Genomic DNA, 24,820 nt, shown 5'->3' with positions numbered 1-24,820 from the left:
TTCGCGAACGCATAACCCATTATGACCTCGCCACTTGCGACCGATTGCCAAAAATCATGGTCAAATTCTCACCACCCCCGTTTGACAATGTTGGCCGTCCAGTGATACATTGCGTCCTTCCAGTTGAGGTTAATTCCTCGACAGGGAACACTCACTTCACCAAGAAGTGATCATGATCTTTGACAATTTGGTTGGTAGATGGCATTTGCGTAGCAAAGTGGATGTCGAGCTTGGGGTTTGTCATTGGCAGGCCGCTTGCTCAACGAAAGCTTTGTTGCGACATAAACGATGCAATTTCATAGAGTTATGGTTATTACCAAAAAGTGTTGCTCTTGATTCTCAGCCTAGCTGAAATCAGGGCAGTGCCGATTTTGAGTGGTAGCCGTTCTTAAAGAGAATCTCGATGTCTGTCGGGCCTCATCACATGGCCAACCTGAGAGGGTTGGCAAGTGAAGTGTGTCACGCAGCATTGTGAATCGTTACAAGATCGGATCTCAGTGATTGGCCTTAGACAAGCCAGTCACATTAGGTAGTCCGAAATAGTTTGGTTGTTCAAGCTGGTATGGGTTTGCTAACCCTAAGCGAGCTTTGAATATTTGTGGTCAAGCTATTAAGGGCACATGGGGGATGTCTTGGCATCAGAAGACATGGCGTGGAAGACTGCGATAAGCCTGGGGAAGTTGTCAAACGAACGTTGATCCCGGGATTCCTGTTCAACCTAGGGAACTGAAACATCTAAGTACCTAGAGGAGAAGAAAGAAAAATCGATTCCGTCAGTAGCGGCGAGCGAACGCGGAATAGCCCAAACCTTGAGGATTTTCCTCAGGGGGTTGTAGGGCCTCTCATATGGAAGTTACAAAACTGCCGACTAGCCGATATGACATGGAAAGGTCAACCATAGAGGGTGACAGTCCCGTAGGCGAAAGTTGTGTAGTCTTCCGAGAGGTACCTGAGTAGGTCCAGTCACGTGAAACCTGGATTGAATCTGCGGGGCCCATCCCGTAAGGCTAAATACTCTCTGATGACCGATAGTGAACTCAGTAGCGCGAGTGAAAGATGAGAAGAACCCCGACAAGGGGAGGTATGTGAACCTGAAACCATGTGCCTACAAGCGGTCGGAGCCCGATTAATGGGTGACGGCGTGCCTTTTGCATAATGATCCGGCGAGTTACCGTCTGCGGCAGGTTAAGGCCTTACGGGCTGTAGCCAGAGGGAAACCGAGTCTTAATAGGGCGTTAGTCGTAGGTGGTAGACGCGAAACCAGGTGATCTACCCATGAGCAGGTTGAAGCGCGGGTTATACCGCGTGGAGGACCGAACCCACTTAGGTTGAAAACTGAGGGGATGACTTGTGGGGAGGAGTGAAAGTCTAATCAAACCTGGAGATATCTCGTTCTCTCCGAAATAGCTTTTGGGCTAGCCTTGAGCCACTACGTACCGGGGGTAGAGAGACTGAATCGGTTTGGGGCCCTTCCCGGGGTACCCTGCTGGACCAAACTCCGAATACCGGTGCGACTATCTCAGGAGTCAGTCCGCGAGGGATAAGCTTCGCGGTCGAGAGGGAAACAACCCAGACCGTCTGCTAAGGTCCCCAAGAGATGCTCAGTCACTAAGGAAGTTGAATTGCCGAGACAACCAGGATGTTGGCTTAGAAGCAGCCACCATTTAAAAAGTGCGTAACAGCTTACTGGTCGAGCAATTCTGCGCCGATAATGAACGGGAGTAAGCATTTCACCGAAGCAGCGGATTCGAAAGAATGGTAGGAGAGCGCCGATCGTCAGATACGAGCCGTACCGTAAGGAGCGGTGTTGGGGCGATCGGGTGATTATGCCGGAATGAGTAACGATAAAACAGGTGAGAATCCTGTTCGCCGAAAGCCTAAGGTTTCCTGGGGAAGGCAATTCCGCCCAGGGTTAGCCGGTCCCTTAGTCGAGGCTGAAAAGCGTAGACGATGGACAGCAGGTCAATATTCCTGCGCTACGGTTGTGGACTGATGGAGGGACGGCGTTTCAAAGGTGATCGGACTGGTGGAACAGTCCGTGGGCTCTAGCAAGGTGAGGAATAGGCAAATCCGTCCTCACAAGCCAAGTTAGAGCGCTGACTCTTCGGAGGTAATCATCAGCGGGACGTCCAAGAAAAGCTTCTAAAGGTTGAAGCAACTGTAACCGTACTAAAACTGACACAGGTAGGCGGGTCGAGAAGACCAAGGCGCTCGGGAGAACGGTGGTTAAGGAACTCTGCAAAATGGCCCCGTAAGTTCGCGATAAGGGGTGCCCCTGGCGGTTCACGCTGCTGGGGGTCACAGTAAATCGGCTCTGGCAACTGTTTATCAAAAACACAGGACCCTGCCAACTCGCAAGAGGATGTATAGGGTCTGACGCCTGCCCGGTGCCGGTAGGTTAAGGAAGCGGGTGCAAGCTCTCGACCGAAGCCCCGGTAAACGGCGGCCGTAACTATGACGGTCCTAAGGTAGCGAAGTTCCTTGTCGGGTAAGTTCCGACCTGCATGAAAGGCGTAATGACTGGAGCACTGTCTCAACCACCGACCCGGTGAAATTGTAGTCGTGGTGAAGATGCCACGTTCCCGCAGTTAGACGGAAAGACCCCGTGAACCTTTACTGTAGGCTGATATTGGTCTGAGATATGTTTTGTGTAGGATAGGTGGGAGGCTTTGAAGTTTGCACGCCAGTGTAGATGGAGCCATCCTTGAAATACCACCCTGAATATGTTTTAGCTCTAACCTAGAATTTCTGTGAATCCAGACTAGGAACAGTGTCAGTTGGGCAGTTTGACTGGGGCGGTCTCCTCCCAAAGAGTAACGGAGGAGTGCAAAGGTACCCTCAGCCTGGTTGGTCATCAGGCATAGAGCGCAATGGTAGAAGGGTGCTTAACTGTGAGACCCATAGGTCGAACAGATACGAAAGTAGGTCATAGTGATCCGGTAGTCCCGTATGGAAGGGCTATCGCTCATCAGATAAAAGGTACTCCGGGGATAACAGGCTTATCGCATCCGAGCGTCCATAGCGGCGATGCGGTTTGGCACCTCGATGTCGGCTCATCACATCCTGGGGGTGAAGAAGCTCCCAAGGGTTCGGCTGTTCGCCGATTAAAGTGGTACGTGAGCTGGGTTCAGACCGTCGTGAGACAGGTCGGTCCCTATCTGCTGTGGGCGTACGAAACTTGAGGAGATTCTTCTTTAGTACGAGAGGATTTGGAAGGACGTTCCTCTGGTGTCCCAGTTGTCATGCCCGTGGCACGGCTGGATAGCTATGAACGGAAAGGATAAACGCTGAAAGCATCTAAGCGTGAAGCCCGCTCCAAGATTAGGTTTCGTAAGTACTTTGTACGAGAGTCCCCTGGAAGACGACCAGGTTGATAGGCCAGATGTGTAAGCACAGTAATGTGTTCAGCTAACTGGTACTAACGGACGAAAGCTTGACCACTTATATTCAACGCTCACTCGTTGAGCCAACTTGAATACCAAGTGACGATTCACAAGGTTCTCAACAAACCATCGAACGTGTTGCGAATACGCAAACACCTCTACCAAACCAAATTGAGCCTGACTTGGCCCACACGTCAGTCAGGTTCTTTCCGGTGACCATATGGTTGTGGAAACACCTGTTCCCATTCCGAACACAGCAGTTAAGCACAACCAGCCGATGATAGTGCCCACCAGTGCGAAAGTAGGTATCGCCGGATTCATTTACACTTCAAAGCCCCGCTTATAACAAGCGGGGCTTTTTTATTGCCCATGGGCAAAGTAAAACAGGGTTTCTCCACCACTCATCAACGCTAACCAGGCCTATCCTTTGTCTGAATCACATTCGATCTTCCCAATCTATCGCTCGGCTCGTCGAAAAGGCGCTGCGTCTCCTTTGGTCCTTGCGATTGCGGCTGTGTCGGGACTGATTCTCGTTAGTTGCCTGGTATGTGGAGGCTTGGTCTATTTTGGTGTCAACTCCCAGGCCACTTCTCAGATTCAACAGAAGTACGGCGAAAACCCAATCGTGAAGGAACACCTCGGCGAGATTCATTCTGCTTGGATCAACACCGAGGCGAGTCACGAGGTTGCTGAGGAGTTTGGTACGCCTGATTACATCGTGTACGATGTTCACGGTTCAGAAGGTGATGGGCAACTGCTTATCAAGCAAGGCGAGGGTGATAACTTTGTCGGCGACGAGGGAATTCTCCGCATCGACTCCCAGGACTTCGATCTCTAGACGTCGAAGTGCGCCAGGAAGGATCCATCTCACGTGAGCATTGGGCCATCTGCTTATCGAATCGAGGCCGAGCTCGCCAGAAATTCCCCCCAGAAACGTCGCGACCGAGGCGTGTTCTACACCCCCTGGGAAATCGCCCAACGAATTGTCTTCCAAGTCGACGCTCGGCTGAAAAGCAAGTTTCTACTACCGAATGGTTTGGCAGATACTTCGACTTGGGATTCCCTGGGGAAACGATTTAAGACGGAACTCCCATCCGAAATCGATCGACGACAACCTTTCATCAAGATCTTAGAGCCTGCGGCTGGGTCCGGCATCTTTCTGATTGCCGTACTGAAGCAGATGCATAAGAACATCGTTTCGCGCTCACAAAATCGAAAGGATGCCGATACCCGATGGCGAGAATACGTTGCCGAAGATCTACCTGGTCGACTACACGCTATTGAAATCATGCCCGATGCGATCGAGCATCTACAGAGCTTGCTCACGCAGTTCCTCGAAGACAATGGTATTCCGCATACGGATATCGATCCTGTTTCCGTCTACTGTGGAAATGCTTTGGAATGCGATGTTCATACTGAACTTGGTTCCCCAGCGACAATTGTCCTGGGGAATCCTCCCTATGCTGCGGCATCAACCAATACCAGTGCCTGGATTAGGCAGCTACTCAGGGGTACGACAGCCGAAAAATCGGACTTTCGCAGCTACTTCGAAGTCGACGGACATCCGCTTCAAGAGAAGAAATTCTGGCTGCATGACGACTACGTCAAGTTTCTGCGTATCGCCCAGTGGCATCTAGAGCGATCGAAGTACGGTGTCATTGGTTTTGTGATTAACCATGGCTTCTTAGACAATGTCACCTTCCGCGGCCTTCGCTTTCAACTACTGGATCAGTTCGATGATATTGATCTGCTCGACCTGAATGGCAATTCCAAGAAAAGAGGGACGACGTCTCGGCTTACCCGCGATGAAAGCGTCTTTGATATCGGACAGGGCGTCGCCATATCGCTTTTCTCGAGATCTCCCTCGCCTGAGAAGAAGCAGTCCGTTCGATATGGTGAACGCTGGGGGCCACGCGATTCAAAGCTGAAAGAGATCGCCGAATCCAGTTGGGACGAACTTGTTGATCAAGACATTGCCCCCGCGTCCCCTCATTACTTTCTTTCGCCTCGCTCTTTTCACGCGTCACACGAATATGCCCGGGGGGTATTGATCACGGAGCTATTCCCGCAAGGGACTTCCACGGTCGTTACCGCGCGGGATGCGATTGTCATTGATACCTCTCGAGAACGACTCTTGGCTCGAATCGATGAATTTCGTGACCACCGTGTTTCGGACGACAAGCTGCGATCTAAGTATTTCCCACGCCCACGCAGCAGCCAGTACCCGCCTGGTGATACGCGAGGCTGGAAATTGCCGTCGGCCCGGGAAACACTTGACGAAGACGACCAATGGCAAGATCGAGTTGAAGCCTGTGCTTATCGTCCATTCGATCGTCGCTGGATCTATTGGTCCTCCAGCATGATCGACTGGCCACGCGGCGAGGTCATGAACGAGATGCGAAATGCGAATTCAATTGGCTTGGTTGTTCGCCGACAAATGCCGCCTGACCGACCCTGCAATTTCTTCTTCGTTACCGATTGCTTAGCGATCGATGGCCTACTTCGCAGCGATAACCGAGGTAACGAGACACTTTTGCCATTGGCAATTCACGGTCAGGAAAACATTAACCGCGAACTTCTCCCGTCTCATTTGTCAGACGTGACTGCTGAGTCACTAATGGCGTTCGTCTATGGTCTTTTCCACAGCAACGAATACCGTACCCAATTTTCAGATCATCTGCGGATCGAGTTTCCACGAGTATTGTTCCCTGCCGATCGTGATGTATATAGGCAACTGTCCGAACTAGGGAAGCAGTTGATTTCGCTGCACTTGTCTCGTGAAGAACTCGACACTGACGGTGTCTTTCCTCCCCACACCCCGATCGCACCAGGACACCCCCAACATCGAGATGACTTGGTGTGGATCGACCGAAATACGCCCATCGCACAAGCTGAAACCGATACTTGGCTCTTCCATATCGGAAGTCATCAGGTTCTACGAAAGTGGCTAAAAGACCGTCGGGGGATGATTCTGTCAAAGGAAGAAGTTGCCCGATACCTTCACATCATCAAAGCCGTTGGAGAGACAAAAGTTCTCATGCGGCAAGTTGATGAAAGCATAAAAAAGCTCGGTGGGTTGCACCGAGCTTTGGGAATTTCCAAGTTAACGTGATAAGCCTTAATCTTCTTCGCGAAGCTTGGCCAACACCGAATAATCCTCGAGTGTCGTCGTGTCACCGACCACTTCTTTGCCCGATGCAATGTCGCGTAGCAAGCGACGCATGATCTTTCCACTACGAGTCTTCGGCAAGGTAGCGGTGAAGCGGATATCATCAGGTACAGCCAGAGCGCCGATTTCCTTACGGACATGCTGCTTCAAAATGTCGCGGGCTTCCTCAGTATCGTCCGTTCCCTTGAGCGTGACGAAGGCAGCAATTGCTTCTCCTTTCACTTCATGTGGACGACCGACAACCGCCGCTTCCGCAACGAGAGGATGCGACACCAACGCACTCTCAACTTCAATGGTACTCAACCGGTGACCGGCGACATTGATGACGTCGTCGATTCGACCCATGATCCAGTAGTAACCATCTTCATCGCAACGGGCGTTATCGCCTGCCAGGTACTTACCAGGGACTTTCGACCAATAGGTTTCCTTGAAACGCTCTTCGTCACCCCAAACGCCTCGCAGCATACCTGGCCATGGCTGCGTGATCGTGAGCATTCCGCCTTGGTTGGTTCCAACTTCGTTGAGCGATTCATCAAAGATACCAGGCACGATACCAAATAACGGCCGGGTACAACTGCCAGGCTTCGTGGCGATGGCCCCGGGTAGCGGCGACATCATGATGCCGCCCGTCTCGGTCTGCCACCAGGTATCAACGATTGGGCACTTCTCGGAACCGATCTTCTTGTGGTACCACATCCAGGCTTCAGGATTGATGCCTTCGCCCACGGTGCCAAGCAGCCGCAAGCTCGATAGATCGTGCTTGTCGACCCACTGGTCGCCCCACTTGATAAAGGCACGAATGGCCGTCGGAGCCGTGTACAAAATGGTGACCTTGTACTTCTCAACGATTTCCCAGAACCGACCTTCATCTGGATGATTCGGGGCACCTTCGTACATCACGCATGTCGCCCCCGCCGAGAATGGACCGTACACCACGTAGCTGTGGCCGGTGATCCATCCGCAGTCAGCCGTACACCAGTAAATGTCATCATCGCGGTGATCAAAGACCCACTCAAAGGTCTTTTTCGCGTACAGGTTGTATCCGGCAGTCGTATGCAGAATGCCCTTTGGCTTTCCGGTGGAACCGCTGGTGTACAGAATGAACAGCGGAGTTTCGCTATCCAACGGTGTCGCCGGGCAGTCCTCCGAGGCGGCATCCATCAGCTCGTGCCACCAGACATCCCGATCGGATTTCATCTCGATATCATTGCCGACGCGTTTCAGCACGACGCACTTTTCGATCGATTCCGATTTCTCAAGGGCTTCGTCAACGATCGCTTTGAGTGGCAATTCTTTACCGCGACGCCAGCCAGCGTCCGCTGTGACAATGACCTTCGCATGAGCATCGTTATTGCGGTCCGCGATCGATTCCGCCGAAAACCCAGCAAAGATCACAGAGTGGATGGCACCGATCCGGGCACAGGCGAGCATGGCAATTGCCAACTCTGGAACCATGGGCATGTAGAGCGAAACACGGTCCCCTTCCCCGACCCCAAGGCTCTTAAGAGCATTGGAAAACTTGCAAACCTCGGCATGTAGTTCTTTGTAGGTCAGTGATCGCTGGTCGCCAGGCTCCCCTTCCCACAAGATGGCTGTCTTGTCCGCAGTTGGAGTCCCTAAATGTCGGTCGAGGCAGTTGTAGCTGACGTTGGTCTTGCCGCCGACAAACCACTTGGCGTTGGGGCAATTCCACTCGAGGACTTCGTTATAGGGCTCGAACCAGTGAAGTTCTTCCTTGGCGAACTTATCCCAGAACGCAGGCAGGTCCGCTTGCGCTTCGTCCCACTTCTGCTGGTACTCTTCGACCGACTTAACCCGGGCCTTCGACGCGAACTCTTCACTCGGGGGGAAGAGTCGCGATTCATGCATCACGTTGTCAATTTGCCCGGTTTTACCATCCGACATGAACAGCACATCCTAAAAGGTTTACTTATGATGGAGTATTTTCCATTGGGGTGAACACGCGATTTTAGGTACGGGTAACCGAGGTGTCAACGAATGCCCCCAATCCCCGCTTTTGGGCGATTACCCGGCTTCCACCGTAACTTTAGGTGGGTCAACAAAGTCGTCGCGCAGCTGTTTGACCTCAGCAACTTCCATTTCGCCAGCCTGAAGCCAGAGTCGGTAGTTAAGCTCTAGCGGTTTGTCTTGGGAGATCTCGGTCGCGAAATACGAACCAAACCGTCCATAGTCTCGTTCGCTGAAGCGAGCCGGTTTCGGATTCTCTGGAGAATCCAGATAGCAACAGGTGTAGCGTTGGTCGAACGCGACAAAGCTGAGTGCGTTGAATTCAAGATCGACGTGGTCTTTGTTGCCTGGCCAATTGCGAAACTTACCTGGCTCACCCTTTCCGTCCGGGCGAACGTAATAGGTCTGCTTGGCCGTGTTATCTGGCACGTGCTGAGTTGCTCGATATTGGAAGCCAGCGTGCTGCGGGTCGCCATCGACCTTCATGTTGTCGGCCTTGGCCGTTAACTCAGAAGTGAAATCGATTACCTGAGCACCATCAACGTGATAGACGGTCATTTGACGCAATTCGGTCGCGAAGGTCTTACCGTCCTGACCATTCCAATCGATCTCTAGAAGTTGACGAGCCATGACCGGGCCAACTTCTTCACGAACGAATGCTTCGTGGGTTTGACTTTCTTTCTTATTGCAGTGCCAGACGTCGGCAGACTTCTTCTGGCCATCTTGCTCGTAGCTGATGCGATTGAACCCGTAGAAAATGCCCCGGTGATGCTGGAACAATCCACCTGGTCCCTTCGTGAGAAGGTTCTCTCCCTTCGGATCAAACAGGTGATGATAGACCTTCATCGTTTCCTTGCGACGGTCTTCCGAGCTGGAATCTACCGCCTCGTACATGTAACGAAGCACGGGACGATCGCCGAACAACAGATCTTTGTGTTTACCTGCTTCATCTTGGAAGTGGAACTCCGTCAGCCCCTCTTTGTTTTCCAAAATAGAAACGGCGAACTCTTGCTCGGGTCCTACCATCTTCTTCGGCAAAACAAGATGCAGCTCACGGGCCAGCGGATCGGATGAAGGGTCGCCGAGACCTGGCTTGGTCAGTTGGCCGTAAAGCGTGTCTCCACCGTTGGTCGTCAGTTCAACCAGTCCGACATCGGCAAAGCTTTTCGGGACAGCAACATCAACTTGGAGAGGAATTGCCCGCTTTGCATCCCCCTGAGCAGCCACTTTAACCTGGAAGGTCTCTGCTGCGTTGACGCCAGGAAGCCACAGCAGACCAAGGGCACAGGAAACGATAAGGGTACGTACAGGGAACATCGATTGGGATCCTTTCGACGTTGAAGGGCGGGATGTAAAGCACGTTCCATCATAAACGCGCGAGAAATCACAAACCACTAGTGAATGGTTGCGGAGGAGAGATTCCCCCTATCTGGCAGTATTCCATAGTGAAAATCGCCGATTCACTACGAAATTCAGAGATAGAATTCGCGGTCCATTTGCGGCCGCGAATCATTTCGGCAAGAACTTTACCAGGGACGCCAAGCTTTCAGACCAAGTCGGAAGATCGTCCAAACGGCAACCATCGCTTTCCGCATGTTGATCTTAGAGCTGCCGTACTGTCGCTCGACGAACTGGAAGGGAACTTCGACGAACGTGGCCCCCTGCTCTTTCAAGTGGAAGAGTACCTCTTCAAAGAAAGAGTACCCGTAGCTAAGAAACGAGTCGAAGTCGATCTTTCGCAACAGGTTCACAGGGTAAGCACGAAAACTTCCGCTGCAGTCGGCCATCGGTAACCACAGCAGCCACCGCGTGTACATATTGATCCCGCGACTCATGAAGTGGCGTTTCAGAGGCCAGCCGGTAATGCCGCCTCCGGGAACATACCTCGAGCCGATGGCGACCGTACTCTCCGATGCCCCGGCTTGCCACGCTTCCAGAAGTTCAGGGATCTTCTCAGGTGGATGACTAAGGTCGGCATCCAGATTGATCATCACGTCATAGTTATTGTCGATGGCATATTGCATCGCGGCGATAATCGCAGAACCAAGTCCTGGTTTGCCCTTCCGATGAAGGCAGTGCATCCGCGCATTCATCTTGGCGTGATCTTCGCACCACTGGCCGGTTCCGTCTGGCGAGCCATCATCAATGACCAACAAATCCGCCTCAGGCAAAGTGTCCACGAGTCGTTCAACGAGAATGGGTAAGTTCTCAATCTCGTTGTAAGTGGCGATGGCAATCAGAACACGCCCCGTCTTCACGGAGTGTTCGTCCCCCTTAGCCAGATCGCTACGGGGTGTCGCCTCAGTTTTGTCAGCGATTTTACTCATTTTGTTGGTCAAAAGTTCGTACTCAGACTGTCCTTAGATAGGCTTCCAAGGATTTCCGGTCTGGGAATGCCTATACTTACATTCTAACCAGAGAGAACACAAAACCGAGCCGAGGACCCATGAATTCCGCCGTAGTAACGGCCGATGAGACATCGACTGCCCCGCAAATTGCTTACGGCCGTGAATTCTGGCTGGCTTACTTTGCCAATACGGCGCTGATTGTCTGTAACAGCTCCTTGTTCCGTTACTTCGACTTTGTCAATTATCTGGGTGGTGACGAGTACGATCTGGGGCTAATCACTGGTTTTGGGATGGGTGGAGCCGTGCTGGCTCGATTTGCCCAGGGAGCGGTGATCGACCGGTTCGGAACCCGCGTCGTTTGGCTCGGATCACTTTGCCTTCTCCTCTGTGCGATCGTCGGACACTTTATTGTCGGCAACGTCGACGGCCCACTGATCTATTTTCTTCGACTGTGCTACATGGTCGGTCTCGCAGGTGCGTTTGGAGCTTCGATCACCGCCATTTCCCTGAAAGCCCCCAAGGGGCGAAGTACTGAATTGATTGGCGTATTGGGTTCGTCCGGGTTCATTGGTCTGGCGATCGGCCCACTCATCGGTGACATCATCTTCGCTGGTGAAGCTGCAATCGACGCGAAGATCAACACCATGTTCTTGGTTGCCTTAGGTGCGTGTGTGGTTTCGATCACACTGGCATACTTTGCCACACGCCAAGACAAACCACAGCGTTCAAGCGGCCATCCCTCGATCATTCGCTTGATCCGTGAATACCATCCAGGCTGGATGCTGGTCATGTCCTTTGCGATGGGTGTGGGCGTACTGTTCCCGCAGATCTTTTTAAGAAGCTACGCGAAGGAAATCGGTATCGAGCACATCAGCTCGTTTTTCCTCGTCTATGCGATAACGGCATTTACATGTCGGTTGCTTACCCGCAAAGTGCCTGAGCGCATTGGCGTGAAGAACGCGGCCACTATCGGCATCTTGCTCTTGTCGATTAGCCTGACGCTTTACCTCCTAGCGAAAAACCCCTGGCTCTTGCCGCTTCCTGCGATCGTGGGTGGCATGGCCCACGCGTTGATCTTCCCAGCGATCATCGGTGGTGGAAGTATTGCGTTCCCTAAGAAGTATCGAGGCACCGGTACGAACCTGATGCTGGTGATGCTCGACTCAGGCGGCTTGTTTGGTCAGCCACTGATCGGCTTGATGATTGCAGGAAGCCGCAAAGCCGACCTACCAGCCTATCCGATTACCTTCATGACCGTCGCCGTGCTATTGACGGTCATTGCCCTGTTGAATCAGCGATTCGCCAAGCCGATCGTATCGCAGGAAGAAGATCAGCCGGTATTGGAAGAACGATCGCACTGTGTGAATGAGTCGCTTTAGACTCTTCGATTCTATGCCCGCTGCAGGGCCAGCTCGCGATAATACTCGATCGAACGCTTAAGTCCTTCGTCGAAGTCGACTTCGATCTCGTAGTCCAGCAGCTTTGTGGCGAGCGTATTGTCGGCCATGCTGTCGCGGACATCACCGGCGCGAGGAGGATCGTGCTTCGCTTGGATGTCAGTCCCCAGATATTCGTTGAGCAACTTCAGCAAGGTCAGCAGGGAAGTGCTTTTGCCGTTGGCTACATTGATGATGCGGCCTGCGACGCCCTCGGCTGCCATCGCCTTGAGGTTGGCGCTCACAATGTTCTGCACGTAAGTAAAGTCGCGAGACTGTTGACCGTCTCCATAGACGACTGGCTGCTTGCCACTCAAGAGAAGTGTTAGAAAGATCGGAATCACGGCCGAGTAGGGGCTGTCTGGATCTTGCCGCGGGCCAAAGACATTGAAGTAACGTAGACCGACTGTTTCCAGACCATAGGTATGATAGAACGCCTGGCAGTAGTATTCGCCTGCCAACTTGGCGACCGCATACGGGGAAAGGGGAGCAGGCAAGTCGGATTCACGCTTTGCCAAGAAAGGCTGATCTCCGTAGGCGCTGCTGGAAGCAGCATAAACAACGCGTTTCACGCCAGCTTTGCGGGCTTCGTTCAAAACATTCAGCGTACCTGTGACGCAGTGCAGATTTGTATCGAGCGGTCGTTCAACGCTTAACGGAACCGAAGCGAGAGCTGCTTGATGAAACACGTACTCAACGCCGTCGAGTGCTTTTGCCAAGTCATCAGCGTCGGTGATCGACCCTTCGATGAACGTTGCTTTGGCGTGATCAGGCAGGTTCTTTCTACTTCCGGTACTGAGATTGTCGTAGATGACGACCTCATCGCCTCGGGCCAACAAACCGTCAACAATGTGAGAACCGATAAAACCGGCACCGCCGGTAACAAGATACTTGGCCATGGCAACTAGTCTGGCTGAGGGTTTGTTCGTCTGGGGCAGATCGCAAGGTCTAACGACTTAGCAGCCAAGTATAGCACTTAATTACGGGTCGAGGTGGCTATCAATCCAGCCGGATCTACCCCGACCTGATGATAACAATCGACGGCGGCCTGTATGTCTTCGCGTGACACACTTCCCAGATCTGCCTGAAGATAAGTCTTGTTGGCGACTTGCGCGAGCAACCAAGACGCGGGAATGTCGGGGCCTTCTCCAACGACCAACACGACCGAACAGATTTTTAAGATCTCACGAATTTGGTCACGCAGCGAAGCAAGGTCCTGCTCGCTGCTGGTCAGCATGAACGAAGACTTGCCTGCCGGAATAATCGATACCCCGGTATCGCTATCGCGATACGTTCCGTCCTGGCGATAGGACTCCCGTCGAACGATCTCAAATAGACCAGGGCTCGATCGCAGCCCCATTTGCTCCGACAGCGTCTTGTTCTTCAATGCACCATCGATCATGAATACATCGCAAGCATTCTGACTTAGCCAGGCTGCCAGGCGAATGGCTAAGCCCGAGGCATCATGTCCTGGGACACAGGTTCCCAGGAAAATAACGAGCGGCTCCGTGATCGCGGAAAGCTCGATCGGTCCGAAGATGGAATTGCAAAGCTGAACAAGCTCCTCCGAGTACTGCGGATCGTCAAGAGAAACGATCGCACGACGCAGAGCATCCATAACTGGAATTGGCTTTTCTGGCGTTGTTACTCGCGGTTGCGGCTTGAAAACAGGGGAGGCCTCTAACGGCTTTGGCTCCGGCACACTTGGTATTGGCGAAGTGACTTCCGATTCTTTCACTTCGGCTGGTACCGTGGCGGTCGCCTGCCGTTGCACTCGCTCCTCAACATCGCTCAATTGCTTGGCGAACGACTCCCCCTGGCGTTTGAGTTCTTTGAGAAGCTCTGTCTGGATCGACTTGGAGGATTCCTGATGCGACTGGAGCGTATCTCGCAGGCGAACGATCTCTTGCTCGTATCGCTTGTCATGAGACTTTAACTGCTCGCGAACCTGTTGTATTCCAAGCTCAGCATTCGAGTCGTTGACGATTGTTGGAGTCGAGGATTGGGCCTGAACTCGCTGCTCAACTTCGCTCAGTTTTTTGGCGAACTCTTCCTGCTGTGCTTCGAGCTGCCTGCGGAGTTCAGACTGAATCTCTTTCAATTCCGCTTCGATCGTCTTGGACGATTGCTGATGGGTTTCGAGCGTATCACGCAAGCGAATGATTTCGTCTTCGTGACGTCGGTCATGTGTCGCCAGCTCTTCCTTAACCTGAGAAACCTCCTTCGCCACTTTGTCTCGCTGCTTAAGCATGCCGGCGAGTTGCTGCGTTAGTTTTTGGATAAGCTCGTTCTGCTCTGGCGAAGCAACCGGAGGTGATGCAGGCTTCGTTTCTGGTGCGTTGGCTGGCTCCTGCATCATGATCGTTTGCGACATGGGTCGCGGATGCGATTCAGCTGCCTGCTTTTCTTCTGCGGCCTTTGACTCGTCAGACACCTCAGGTGATGCATCGGATGAACCCGAGGAGGCCTCTTGCGGAGGATTTGCCTCAGGGACATCCGATTTCAGTCCTTGCAGTGCTTTTAGAAAACGAGCCATGACTTCCGCTTATGCGTGTTGACGACGCAGTTGAGAGAACAATTGACGGTACGTTCGGCGACGCGGCGCTGGCATCTTAGGGTGCTGTGGTTCCTCAACCTTCGTTTCATTGGCGTCGATCACAATAATGTCGCGATCGTCCAAATCGGAGAACCCTGTCGAATGCGTCGAGAAGTCGCGCGAGACGACCATCCCCTCGGCATTCGTGTAACTCGGTTGAACCATTTCGACCTCGGCAAGATTCTTTTCTGATCCCACCAGGAATGCCGCGATTTCGGAGTTGCGAGGGCTCACTACGCGACGAATGCCTCGGACCTCTTGATCCCCCAGCGAGGCAAAGCGATCAAGGACCACTTCTTCCTTTTCGAATTGTTCATCAAACGGATTGGTGGCATTTTGAAACGTCAGTTCGACCTCTGGCTCCTCAGCAGCTTCTGGCGTGAACTCTTCCTCTGCTTCAGCTTGCGATCGCTCTTCAAAGCGAACAACCGAAGGGAACTCCGCCGAGGATTCTGACTTCGTTTCTTCCAGCGAACCAAACTCGATTAGTGAGTCCGTCGTATGCGCGTTGTCTGTCCGAATCTGCCGTTTCGGTGCTGGCAGTCGCTGCAGATCGGCCCAGGCTTCTTCGATTCCATCCGCGTCGAGCGTTGTCTCATCCCCCAAAGCGGCAAGCAGCAAGGAATGATCGCAGATTTGATTCACCAGGCGTGGAACACCTTGGCTACGCTGAGCAATCGCTTCGATCGCTGAGTCATCGAAGATGGTTTGACTCGCTCCGGCCAATTGAATCTGTTGGCGGACGTAGTTGGCTACCTCGGCTGTCGTAAGTGGCTGCAGATAGGCCCGGGCGCCAACTCGCTGATTGAACGACATCAGGTAAGGGCTCGCGAGACGTTCTTCCAGCGACATATTCCCGACCAGGACGACGGACACTCGGGAACGATCTTTACTGGCGAAGTTCGTCAGCAAGCGAAGCTCTTCCATCAGGCGAATCGGCAGTAGATTCGCTTCGTCGACGAGAATGACGATGCCCATCATTCGACGGCTTTCCAGGCGTTCGACATACTCCGCGAATTGAATTCGCAGTTCGCCTTCTTCCAGACCGCGACAAGGGAGGTCTAGTTCGTAGGCGATTGCCTGAAGCAGTGCGCGTCGCGAACCACAGTGACCACTGTTAAGACGGACGACTTCGAAGTCCGTTTCCAGCTCTTCTTGCAGACGCAGTGCGATCGTCGACTTGCCAAGCCCTGGTGCCGAGATCAGTGTGCCGACGCCTTCATCGCGGCGAACACATCGCAGCAGGGTTTCGATCGCTTCGAGGTGAGACTCCGTTTCCACGTAACCGACCAAGGACGGGACGCTGGGAAATGGGCGATGCGATAATTCAAAAAATTCTTCGTACATGGTCATCCGTGTCCCGGGAAGGGGTATGATCTCCGCGTCCTTGCGGATGGTCGAACTAATCACTCGAGAATGCAGCCTTTCTTTTCATCGGCATTCTTAGTCGTCATTCTCCAAACGGAGGGATAAGCAAGCCGCTCTTACGACTACGCTGGAATTAGACTGCGAAGCAATTCGCGAACTGCAGCCAGTGGATCGTCTCGCAACAAGAGACTGAATTCAGGTTGCGTCTGGGTCGCTAGCACCACTAGCCCAATCACAGTCACGATCGTCAATTCGGCGAGCCTTGTCAGCAGAAATGATGCCCGACCAAATTGCCACTGACCTCGACCACCCGGCTGAACTCCTTCGGTAAGTGTCACCGTGCCAGCCACGGGGATCGGAGTCGCTGTCGCAAGTTTATGCGTCGAGGTAATCATGACCGGACGTACCGAACTCGCCGCCATCTGGAATGCAATCAGACCTGTAAATATGGCCCACCCACCAAGCACCAGTAGGGACGTCGGTCGCCACACTCCACCAATCGACGAGATCTCGATGTCACCGGAGGGTTGCATCGTGATGCCGTTCAAAAAGCCCAATGCCTTGGCGGCATCTTTTTGTCGCAGCTTAAGGGCGTCGAGTCGCTTCTGACTCTCTTCTCGCTCAGAACTGAGCGTAGCAATCCGCTGCTCGTACTGCTCAGCTTGTTTCTCGCGATCCGACATAGGCACTGGCGTTTGCGGCTTTGAATCGTACTCAGGCAAAGATGCGAACTGCGCTTCGAGTTGCTCAAGCTTCTTCTGCTGATCTAAGACAACCGGGTGCCGCGGTGTCCGCGTTTGTAACAATCCTTTCAAACGCGACTGGGCATCCTCAAGCTGCTGCCGGGTCTGAACCCAAGCGGGATTTCGCGGCAAAGGCGTATCGACCGGGGCCGGCGGCATATCGCCCGGTCGAGCAACTTCGAGACCACGAAGTTCCACGTCCATGGCCGCGATCGCTTTTTCCGTGTTCTTGAGTTGGTCGACGTAAGTGTCTTCGATAGCCGCTACTTTTTCTCGCTTCCAGTCATTGAACTCGCGATCGAAATCTTGCAGGATTCGAGACAACAAACGTGAACAAGCCTCGCGGTCATCTCCGTAATAATTCAAGCGGAGTGTAACCTGGCCGCCAACGCGATTGGGGGTTACTTCCAAGCGGCGGCGAAGAATTTCCAGGGCATCCTTGTCATCGACGACGTGAAGATCACGTCGCAGTTGTTCGTCTTGGGAAAGGTATTGAGTAAGCAACTCGTCGGTTGTTGCTGCTTTCAGAATGTCTTCGACCAGCGGTTGTAAGTGGGCGTGGGCTTCTGGTTCTCGAGAATCCGAAAGAATCGTTGCTTGGCCTTGGGCCACGAATCCAGAACTGCCCGAGCGGCACCACGGCAAGCCGACTAGAACGACGGCCACAATCACCACCAATGCGCGGTACCAGACCCAAAGGCCTCCGCGGCGAGATCGGGGGGGCGTGTAGCGTGGCTGCGACATGGACACCAACGGGTCACCTTGAGCAAAGGATGCTGTAAAATAGAGGCAAGGAGAACCGTGTGTCCTCCTGACATCACCGCTATCTACCTTGCATCGGTATCGCGAGGAAGAATATTCCGTCTAGCGAGGCGGTTAACGAATATACGGACTTCGTCGATCATGCCTGTCCCTGACATATTCCGCATTAAGATCTGTGGTTTGAACGATTTCGAGAACGCCGTGGCAGTCTCGCATAGCGGGGCCGATGCGATCGGCCTGAACTTCTTTCCCCAGAGCAAACGCTGTGTGGAAATGAAAACCGCCGTAAAAATTGCAAACACGGTCCGGGGAGAAGTTCAAATCGTCGGGTTGTTTGTGAACGCATCGCAAACCGAGATCGAACAAGCCCACGAACGTGTCGGTTTCAACTGGATCCAGTTGCACGGAGACGAATCGGTCGAGTTCGCTCAGTCAATCTATCAGTCGACTGGCGTTCCCATCTTGGCGGCCAGCCGCGGTTCACTTGTTCGCTGGGCCACCCTGCCGGATGACTTTCATCCTCAGGCTCTTCTGATGGATGCGGCCGTCCCGGGTTCCTTTGGCGGGACAGGACACCTTTCCAATTGGGATTTGGCGGCCACCTGGCGCACGATGCCTCACCTGAAACACTTAGTGCTAGCTGGGGGTTTGACCCCGGAGAATGTTGCAGAGGCGATCCGAGCCGTTCAACCATCCGCGGTCGATGTGGCCGGTGGAGTTGAGAATCCGGGACAGCCTGGCATCAAAGATATTGCCAAGGTCGAGGCGTTCGTCTCGGCTGCCCGCAAAGCCTTTGGGGAGCTTCCCAAAGAATAACCTGCGTGGGAGAAGTGACGGGTGCGACGTATCTCTTGAAATCGCACGACTTTCCCCGCTGTTACCCGAGATTTCGCGTTACGCTGCGACCCTCATCCCGGGTTGCTAAAGAGTGCCAGCACTTTATCATAACAGATTAATTGCGGCGCAATGTTTTGCGTACTTTATGGGCCTGACGGCGACCCACTGGAGTGGAGTATCGCGATAGGCTCATCCCCCGGTCCCTCCAAAACAAGGTGGAGTTCATAGTGTCCCAGGTCGAAAAGCTTCCGTACAAGGTCAAGGACATCTCCCTCGCGAAGCGTGGACGTCAAGAAATCAAACTGGCCGAAGTCGAAATGCCCGGCTTGATGGCCCTTCGTGAGAAATACCGTGACGAGAAACCTCTCGCCGGAGCACGAATCGCTGGCTGTCTTCACATGACCATCCAGACGGCTGTTCTGATCGAAACGCTCGTCGAACTGGGTGCCGAAGTGACCTGGAGCAGCTGTAACATCTTCTCCACACAAGATCACGCCGCTGCCGCCATGGCCGAAGCCGGTATCCCGGTCTATGCCTGGAAAGGCATGACCGAAGAAGAATTCGATTGGTGCATCGAACAGACCATCTTCTTCCCCAGTGGCGAACCGCTGAACCTGATCCTGGACGATGGTGGTGACTTGACCGCCATGGTTCACAACAAGTTCCCGGAATTGCTGGACGGCATCAAGGGTCTGTCGGAAGAAACGACCACAGGCGTTCACCGTTTGTACCAGATGCACCAGAAGGGCGAACTCAAGACGCCTGCCATCAACGTCAACGACTCGGTCACCAAGAGCAAGTTCGACAACCTGTACGGTTGCCGCGAATCGCTGGCCGACGGTATCAAGCGTGCCACCGACGTTATGGTCGCTGGTAAAATCGTTGTCGTAGCCGGTTACGGCGACGTCGGTAAGGGCTGTGCCCAATCGATGCGTGGTTTCGGTGCTCGCGTGATCATCACCGAAATCGATCCGATCATCGCCCTGCAAGCCGCGATGGAAGGTTACGAAGTGTGCACGATGGAAGATTGCTGCGATCGAGCAGATATCTTCGTTACCACCACTGGGAACCGTGACATCATCACCGGCGAGCACATGGATCGCATGAAGAACGACGCGATCGTGTGCAACATCGGTCACTTCGATCTCGAAATCGACATGGCTTGGTTGAACGGCCGTAAGGACGTTAGCAAGGAATCGATCAAACCATCGTCGCAAGAAGGTGGTCCGGTCGATCGCTATACGTTCCCCGATGGTCATAGCATTCTGATCCTGGCCGAAGGCCGCCTGGTGAACCTCGGCTGTGCTACGGGTCACCCATCGTTCGTGATGTCCGCCTCGTTCACCAACCAGGTGCTGGCTCAGATCGAACTGTGGAAGAATGCCGAAGCTTACCCACTAGGCGTTCACGTTCTGCCGAAGAGCTTGGACGAAGAAGTGGCTCGCCTGCACTTGGAAAAGCTGGGGGTGAAGATGACCAAGATGACCCAAGCTCAAGCCGACTACATCGGCGTGCCAGTCGAAGGCCCATTCAAGCCAGATCACTACCGCTATTAATTAAGCGGGGCCAGTTTTGGCTGAGACTAAAGAGCAATGTAAAAGGGGCTCGCTCATGTGGCGAGTCCCTTTTTTATTTTGCACAGTTCGTTTCGCGTATTTCTACAGACGATGTCCACCGCTTGGACTTTTCGGATGAAACGAAGTAGTCTGTTTCACGTGAAACTTCCCCTAACTAGCCAAATCGAACTATGCCAGACATTCGAGCCATTCACGGACTGCGGTACGATCTGGGGCATATTGGTGCCCTGGCGGACGTCATCGCGCCGCCTGCCGACAAGCTCAATCCCGATCAGATCGACGAGTTGTATAAGCGTCACCCAGCCAACATCGTACGTGTTCTGACCAACCGAGAAGAGCCTGGGGATGATGAACTGAACAATCGTTATTCGCGAGCCAAGCGGTTTCTGACCGACTGGCAGCGGCAAGGCGTGCTTCAGCGTGAGCCAGACCCAGCGATCTACGTCTATCACCAGGAGTTTGATTGGAACGGACAGCGTGTCACGCGGCGAGGTTTTCTGGCAGGTCTCGACGTGCCTGAGATCGACCGGGAGCAGTACGAGGCACTGTCCGTCTTCCTCAATGAAGACTCGGCAGCAAGTCTCGATCGCCGCCGAGCGATCCAGGCCGAAGTTTGCCCGCAGACATGTCTGTATGCCGATCCGGGCATTTCGATCCAGCAAGTCCTGGAGAACCACATTGCCACGGCCACTCCTCTGATCGCGAAGGACGATTCCGAAGTAACCCATAATCTGTGGCCAGTGACCGATCACAATTTGATAGGGACGCTACGCGAGAAGATGGCTCACCGAAAACTTCATTTCGCAAGCCCGAATGAGTTCACCGCCGCAGGGCTTCATCGATACGAACTGGCTCAACAAGATGAACTGCCCGCACAACATCCGGCCAACTTCATGCTGACCGCGTTCTTTGAAATGGGCGAACCGGGCTTCGACGTGCGCCTGCTGTTTCCCCTTGCACATGATGCTCCTTCGCTGACATCCGACCAACTCATCGAGCGTCTGGGGGTGCACTTCGACTGCCAAGTTCTCGGCAATGGCCCACAAGCGGCAAGTGAACTATGGGAAGAACTTCAGACCAGCAGCGAGCTCGGGAATTTTGGGATCTACTGCGCGGCAGACCGCACATGGGTTTGCCTGAAATTGACTGCCGATGGTCAGCTGAAGATGGAAGAGGTTACTCCAGAAAGAGACGACGCCTGGAGGGAACTAGACGGCATGCTTTGGGAATGGCTCGTCCTGACGGAGTTGCTCGAGACAGCCAATGCCCAAGAGACCTTTGTCGGCTCCGTCGATAATTTGATCTCGATGCTCGATGGCGGATCTGGTCAGACCATTCCACTAGCCGCCCTACTCCGCCCCGTGACCATGGCCCAGTATCAGGACATGATGCACCGCAACGTCGGGTTCAGCCAGGACATTCTCGTACAGCCGAAACCTGCCTGTGGGCTAGTCATCCACCCGTTTTCTTAGCAATGCGTTTCACGTGAAACAGAATCGATTGCCGCAATTAGCGCGGATACTCATCGTTTCCGGAATCCGTAATCTGGGTGTTTCACGTGAAACACGTAAGCTAAGGGCAAATGTTTCACGTGAAACGAGCCTTCTAATTGGCAAAGTGCCGTTTCCTCGTTTTTGCATTCGCGTCTAAAATCCTCACCTCGAAAACGGATTTTCGACTCGCAACTGCATTGAGGCATCATGGCTCGCATCCTGTGCATCGCCAACCAGAAGGGTGGCGTCGGCAAGACCACTACGGCCATCAACCTGGCCGCTGGCTTGGCTATGGCCGAGATGCGCACGCTGCTGGTCGATCTCGACCCTCAATGCAATGCGACGACTGGCGTCGGGCAGAAGCCGACCGAACGTCATCCGCTTGTCTCAGATCAGCCGCTGGTGGACTCGATCCTGGAAACCAAAGTTGAGAGCCTCTTCCTGGTTCCCGGTAGCCGCAGTTTCGAGGACGTAGAGCGTTTGGCCGGGGGCGAGAAATCCACTTCGGCCGTGCTCACCAATCACCTCGAATCAGGCATGAATCAGTTCGACTATGTTCTGATCGACTGTCCCCCTTCGGTCGGTGCGATCACGCAAACCGCCTTGGCCGCTTCGACGGAAGTCCTCATGCCAATCCAGGCCGAGTACTTCGCGATGGAGGGACTGACGCAGATGATCAAGGTCATCCGGGATGTCATGCGTCGTCCGCCTGGCAAGCTCGAGTTCGGTGGGATCGTGCTTACGATGTACGACCCAACCCTGGAACTGACCCACGAGGTCGAACAGGAAGTACGTGAGTTCTTTGGCGACATCGTTTTCGATACGGTGGTCCCCCGGGATCACTGGGTTTCCGAAGCACCTAGCTTTGGGCAATCAGTTATTACCCACGCACCTCGCAGTCGCGGGGCACGTGCTCATATGGAATTGTGCATGGAGGTTTTAGACCTTGACTAGACAAAAGCGATTGGGACGGGGACTGGCCGCGCTGTTGGGAGACCCAACCGACGAAGCAGCGGAAGTAGAATTGCGCGAGGAAGCCGTCGAAACGGTTCCGTTTCGTCCTCGCTTGGCCGAATCGGACTTCACGGAAGAAGCCTCGCGGAAGTCAGACGCGTCTCGGATCTCGCTCGACTTGATCGATCGCAATCCATTCCAACCCCGGCACAACTTCGACGACGCTGAGATAGCCTCCCTGGCCGAAAGCTTGAAGGAGCATGACATCCTTCAGCCGATCGTCGTGCGTCAGATTGGTGATCGCTTCCAACTGATCAGTGGCGAACGCCGTTTGCGTGCAGCAGGCATAGCCGGATGGGATTCGATTCCAGCACTCATCCGAGAAGCGGACGATCGGTTGGTAGCCGAATTGGCGATTGTCGAGAACCTGCAGCGTCAGGACCTCAACCCACTGGAAAAGGCGATCAGCTTCCAGCGATACCTGGAACAGCACGATGCCACCCAGAGTGAACTGGCCGACCGCATCAAGGTTGACCGTAGCACAATCGCCAACCTGGTCCGCCTGTTGGATCTGCCCGATACCGTGAAGTCGGCCCTGCACAACGGAGAGATCTCGCAAGGGCATGCCCGCGCACTATTGCCGCTGGGAGAAGAACAGATCCAAAGCGAATTCGCCAGCCGGATCGGCACCGAAGGCTGGAGCGTCCGAGCCACCGAACAGGCCGTGCAGGACTACCTCAACGGGGAAGAACCTGCGGCACCGACCACGCCTGCCAAGAAGGGCTCACGCAGCAAGTCGCAACAGGTTGTTGCCCTGGAGGAAGACTTGCGGATGGCCCTGGGCACCAAGGTCGACATCAAGCAGTCGACCAAGGGAGGCAAAATTGTCATCCACTTTAAGAATGCGGACGAGTTCGATCGCCTAAACGAGTACCTACTCGCCGATGGCGACGAAGATCGCCGGGCTGCTTAGAAGCCCAGATCGCTCTTCCGTGAAAAGGAATGGGAGCCAACGGCTCCCATTTTTTATGCGCAGATACAAAAAAAGCGGCCCGTCGTAAATGAAACGACGGGCCGCTTTTAGCTGTAGTCGGGATGATAGGATTCGAACCTACGACCCTCTGCTCCCAAAGCAGATGCGCTAGCCAGACTGCGCTACATCCCGAGGACTTACGATCATACCCACATGGTCCAGAATTGACAATGCGGGGTAGTCCATGATTTCGATATAAATCTAGTCACATTTTCGGGGGTGTGGTTCGCGGCTTCCACAAAATTAAAGAGCATCGAAGCTGATCACCAAGCCGTCATCAACGACACACAGGCGACGGAACATTTCTCCATCGCACGTATAGCTAATAAACCGGACTGATCCGTCCACCAAAGCCACGTTGATACCAGCGGGGTGGGCCGACCCAAAGAGGTTGGAGTTCGAGTCGGTACCGAGAACGGTCTCGGGGTGATTTCGGTCGTGGTCAGGAGGAGAATTGCCCAGGCGATAGATGTCGACTTCCCAGCCGGGATTGTAGGGATTCTCGTTGTCGTCGCAGCACCCGGCATCGTAGGACCGATCGGTTTGTTTTTCTCCTACGAGGACCGTGTTTGACGTGCCATCGACAATGTCTTGAAATGCGGTTCGAGACCGATCTGCACGACGTGTTACTCCGTTATCTCCTTCATTATCCGTCCCGGCGTTAGCAGCGTAATCGATCCGGGCATGGGCTGAACCACCGTAACCTTGAGCACTTCGGCGACTAGGACAGTAGTACATCTCGACCGCAGTCTTATAGACCTGGTTGTAGTCGGTATTGTCGTACAGGTTGTTCTGCTCGATGTACGGAAGAATTTGATAGGGCCAGCTCCACTGGGTTCTATCGTTGTGCTCTCCGGAGCAACATGGGTCACCGTCGGTAGCGTTAATGCCGCCATGCGGAAACTTCTGCAGGATGTCGTGATGGTTATGGAAGGCGAGCCCGAGCTGCTTCAGGTGATTTACGCATTCAGTCCGACGTGCTGACTCACGGGCCATTTGCACGGCCGGAAGCAGCAGGGCGATCAGAATGCCAATAATGGCGATCACAACCAAAAGTTCCACCAGGGTGAATCCAAAGCGACACGAAGAACGTGGCATAGTCGTAGGGCCTATAGAGGAATGGCTAAAAAGAAGGGATTTATGAGATTTATCT

16 protein-coding genes, 1 tRNA gene and 2 rRNA genes are annotated in these 24,820 nt (G+C 53.7%); 10 read left to right on the top strand and 9 right to left on the bottom strand.

Annotated elements, in window-relative coordinates:
* Nucleotides 1-600: 600 nt before the first annotated feature.
* The 4 genes from PSR63_RS16920 (at nt 601) to PSR63_RS16905 (ending at nt 6,495) form a co-directional block, all read left to right on the top strand.
* Nucleotides 601-3,441 (top strand): 23S ribosomal RNA (locus PSR63_RS16920).
* A gap of 150 nt (nt 3,442-3,591) precedes the next feature.
* Nucleotides 3,592-3,700, top strand: a 5S ribosomal RNA gene (rrf, locus tag PSR63_RS16915).
* Between the two features lie 110 nt (nt 3,701-3,810).
* Nucleotides 3,811-4,221: a hypothetical protein gene (locus PSR63_RS16910; RefSeq protein WP_274326857.1), complete on the top strand. Its 411-nt coding sequence runs from the start codon at nt 3,811-3,813 to the stop codon at nt 4,219-4,221.
* Between the two features lie 33 nt (nt 4,222-4,254).
* A complete protein-coding gene (locus tag PSR63_RS16905) occupies nt 4,255-6,495 on the top strand; it encodes a type ISP restriction/modification enzyme (protein WP_274326856.1) in 2,241 nt (746 codons plus the stop codon).
* 6 nt (nt 6,496-6,501) lie between these two features.
* On the opposite strand, the gene acs is transcribed toward PSR63_RS16905, so the two are convergent.
* The 3 genes from acs to PSR63_RS16890 all read right to left on the bottom strand — a co-directional run bounded on the left by acs (nt 6,502) and on the right by PSR63_RS16890 (nt 10,847).
* On the bottom strand, nt 6,502-8,457 hold the full coding sequence (acs, locus tag PSR63_RS16900) for an acetate--CoA ligase (protein ID WP_274326855.1): 1,956 nt from the start codon (nt 8,455-8,457) through the stop codon (nt 6,502-6,504).
* Nucleotides 8,458-8,577: 120 nt separating this feature from the next.
* A complete protein-coding gene (locus PSR63_RS16895; RefSeq protein WP_274326854.1) occupies nt 8,578-9,837 on the bottom strand; it encodes a DUF6807 family protein in 1,260 nt (419 codons plus the stop codon).
* Nucleotides 9,838-10,046: 209 nt separating this feature from the next.
* Nucleotides 10,047-10,847 carry a polyprenol monophosphomannose synthase gene (locus tag PSR63_RS16890; protein ID WP_274326853.1) on the bottom strand — a complete coding sequence of 267 codons (801 nt, stop codon included), beginning with the start codon at nt 10,845-10,847 and terminating at the stop codon, nt 10,047-10,049.
* Nucleotides 10,848-10,966: 119 nt separating this feature from the next.
* On the opposite strand from PSR63_RS16890, the gene PSR63_RS16885 reads away from it, so the two are divergent.
* Nucleotides 10,967-12,247: an MFS transporter gene (locus PSR63_RS16885; RefSeq protein ID WP_274326852.1), complete on the top strand. Its 1,281-nt coding sequence runs from the start codon at nt 10,967-10,969 to the stop codon at nt 12,245-12,247.
* An 11-nt stretch (nt 12,248-12,258) separates the two neighbouring features.
* On the opposite strand, the gene PSR63_RS16880 is transcribed toward PSR63_RS16885, so the two are convergent.
* The 4 genes from PSR63_RS16880 to PSR63_RS16865 form a co-directional block, all read right to left on the bottom strand.
* Entirely contained in the window at nt 12,259-13,203 is a 945-nt protein-coding gene (locus PSR63_RS16880) for an SDR family oxidoreductase (RefSeq protein ID WP_274326851.1), read from the bottom strand.
* Between the two features lie 77 nt (nt 13,204-13,280).
* Nucleotides 13,281-14,840 (bottom strand): hypothetical protein, encoded by a 1,560-nt coding sequence (locus PSR63_RS16875; RefSeq protein WP_274326850.1) that lies wholly within the window; start codon nt 14,838-14,840, stop codon nt 13,281-13,283.
* Nucleotides 14,841-14,849: 9 nt separating this feature from the next.
* On the bottom strand, nt 14,850-16,247 hold the full coding sequence (locus PSR63_RS16870) for an ExeA family protein (protein ID WP_274326849.1): 1,398 nt from the start codon (nt 16,245-16,247) through the stop codon (nt 14,850-14,852).
* Between the two features lie 143 nt (nt 16,248-16,390).
* The gene (locus PSR63_RS16865; protein ID WP_274326848.1) at nt 16,391-17,755 is read right to left on the bottom strand and encodes a hypothetical protein; all 1,365 of its coding nucleotides are present in this window, start codon (nt 17,753-17,755) and stop codon (nt 16,391-16,393) included.
* A gap of 159 nt (nt 17,756-17,914) precedes the next feature.
* On the opposite strand from PSR63_RS16865, the gene PSR63_RS16860 reads away from it, so the two are divergent.
* From PSR63_RS16860 to PSR63_RS16840, 5 genes are all read left to right on the top strand, one after another.
* Nucleotides 17,915-18,589, top strand: coding sequence for a phosphoribosylanthranilate isomerase (locus PSR63_RS16860; RefSeq protein WP_274326847.1), 675 nt, complete (start codon nt 17,915-17,917; stop codon nt 18,587-18,589).
* A 248-nt stretch (nt 18,590-18,837) separates the two neighbouring features.
* Nucleotides 18,838-20,166, top strand: coding sequence for an adenosylhomocysteinase (ahcY, locus tag PSR63_RS16855; RefSeq protein WP_274326846.1), 1,329 nt, complete (start codon nt 18,838-18,840; stop codon nt 20,164-20,166).
* 191 nt (nt 20,167-20,357) lie between these two features.
* Nucleotides 20,358-21,659, top strand: coding sequence for a DUF1015 domain-containing protein (locus tag PSR63_RS16850; protein WP_274326845.1), 1,302 nt, complete (start codon nt 20,358-20,360; stop codon nt 21,657-21,659).
* 228 nt (nt 21,660-21,887) lie between these two features.
* Nucleotides 21,888-22,634 carry a ParA family protein gene (locus PSR63_RS16845; protein WP_274326844.1) on the top strand — a complete coding sequence of 249 codons (747 nt, stop codon included), beginning with the start codon at nt 21,888-21,890 and terminating at the stop codon, nt 22,632-22,634.
* Nucleotides 22,627-23,607, top strand: a complete 981-nt coding sequence (locus PSR63_RS16840; protein ID WP_274326843.1) for a ParB/RepB/Spo0J family partition protein — start codon at nt 22,627-22,629, stop codon at nt 23,605-23,607. Before PSR63_RS16845 ends, PSR63_RS16840 begins: the two co-directional genes overlap by 8 nt.
* Before the next feature lie 117 nt (nt 23,608-23,724).
* Here the strand turns inward: PSR63_RS16840 and PSR63_RS16835 are convergent.
* Both PSR63_RS16835 and PSR63_RS16830 read right to left on the bottom strand, forming a co-directional pair.
* A tRNA-Pro gene (locus PSR63_RS16835) sits at nt 23,725-23,799 on the bottom strand.
* A gap of 111 nt (nt 23,800-23,910) precedes the next feature.
* Nucleotides 23,911-24,765 carry a DUF1559 domain-containing protein gene (locus PSR63_RS16830; RefSeq protein ID WP_274326842.1) on the bottom strand — a complete coding sequence of 285 codons (855 nt, stop codon included), beginning with the start codon at nt 24,763-24,765 and terminating at the stop codon, nt 23,911-23,913.
* Between the last annotated feature and the right edge of the window lie 55 nt (nt 24,766-24,820).

The sequence above is a fragment of the Bremerella sp. P1 genome (assembly GCF_028748185.1).
Classification (GTDB): Bacteria; Planctomycetota; Planctomycetia; order Pirellulales; family Pirellulaceae; genus Bremerella.
The sequence above is the reverse complement of the archived record's forward strand: the minus strand, read 5'-3'. Positions and strand labels throughout refer to the sequence as shown.

Bases quoted from the DNA above. Each gene is read 5' to 3' on its own strand.
- PSR63_RS16880 (WP_274326851.1), bottom strand. From the start codon at position 13,203: ATGGCCAAGTATCTTGTTACCGGCGGTGCCGGTTTTATCGGTTCTCAC.
- PSR63_RS16870 (WP_274326849.1), bottom strand. From the start codon at position 16,247: ATGTACGAAGAATTTTTTGAATTATCGCATCGCCCATTTCCCAGCGTC.
- acs (WP_274326855.1), bottom strand. From the start codon at position 8,457: ATGTCGGATGGTAAAACCGGGCAAATTGACAACGTGATGCATGAATCG.
- PSR63_RS16875 (WP_274326850.1), bottom strand. From the start codon at position 14,840: ATGGCTCGTTTTCTAAAAGCACTGCAAGGACTGAAATCGGATGTCCCT.
- PSR63_RS16895 (WP_274326854.1), bottom strand. From the start codon at position 9,837: ATGTTCCCTGTACGTACCCTTATCGTTTCCTGTGCCCTTGGTCTGCTG.
- PSR63_RS16850 (WP_274326845.1), top strand. From the start codon at position 20,358: ATGCCAGACATTCGAGCCATTCACGGACTGCGGTACGATCTGGGGCAT.
- PSR63_RS16860 (WP_274326847.1), top strand. From the start codon at position 17,915: ATGCCTGTCCCTGACATATTCCGCATTAAGATCTGTGGTTTGAACGAT.
- PSR63_RS16830 (WP_274326842.1), bottom strand. From the start codon at position 24,765: ATGCCACGTTCTTCGTGTCGCTTTGGATTCACCCTGGTGGAACTTTTG.
- PSR63_RS16845 (WP_274326844.1), top strand. From the start codon at position 21,888: ATGGCTCGCATCCTGTGCATCGCCAACCAGAAGGGTGGCGTCGGCAAG.
- PSR63_RS16865 (WP_274326848.1), bottom strand. From the start codon at position 17,755: ATGTCGCAGCCACGCTACACGCCCCCCCGATCTCGCCGCGGAGGCCTT.
- PSR63_RS16890 (WP_274326853.1), bottom strand. From the start codon at position 10,847: ATGAGTAAAATCGCTGACAAAACTGAGGCGACACCCCGTAGCGATCTG.
- PSR63_RS16885 (WP_274326852.1), top strand. From the start codon at position 10,967: ATGAATTCCGCCGTAGTAACGGCCGATGAGACATCGACTGCCCCGCAA.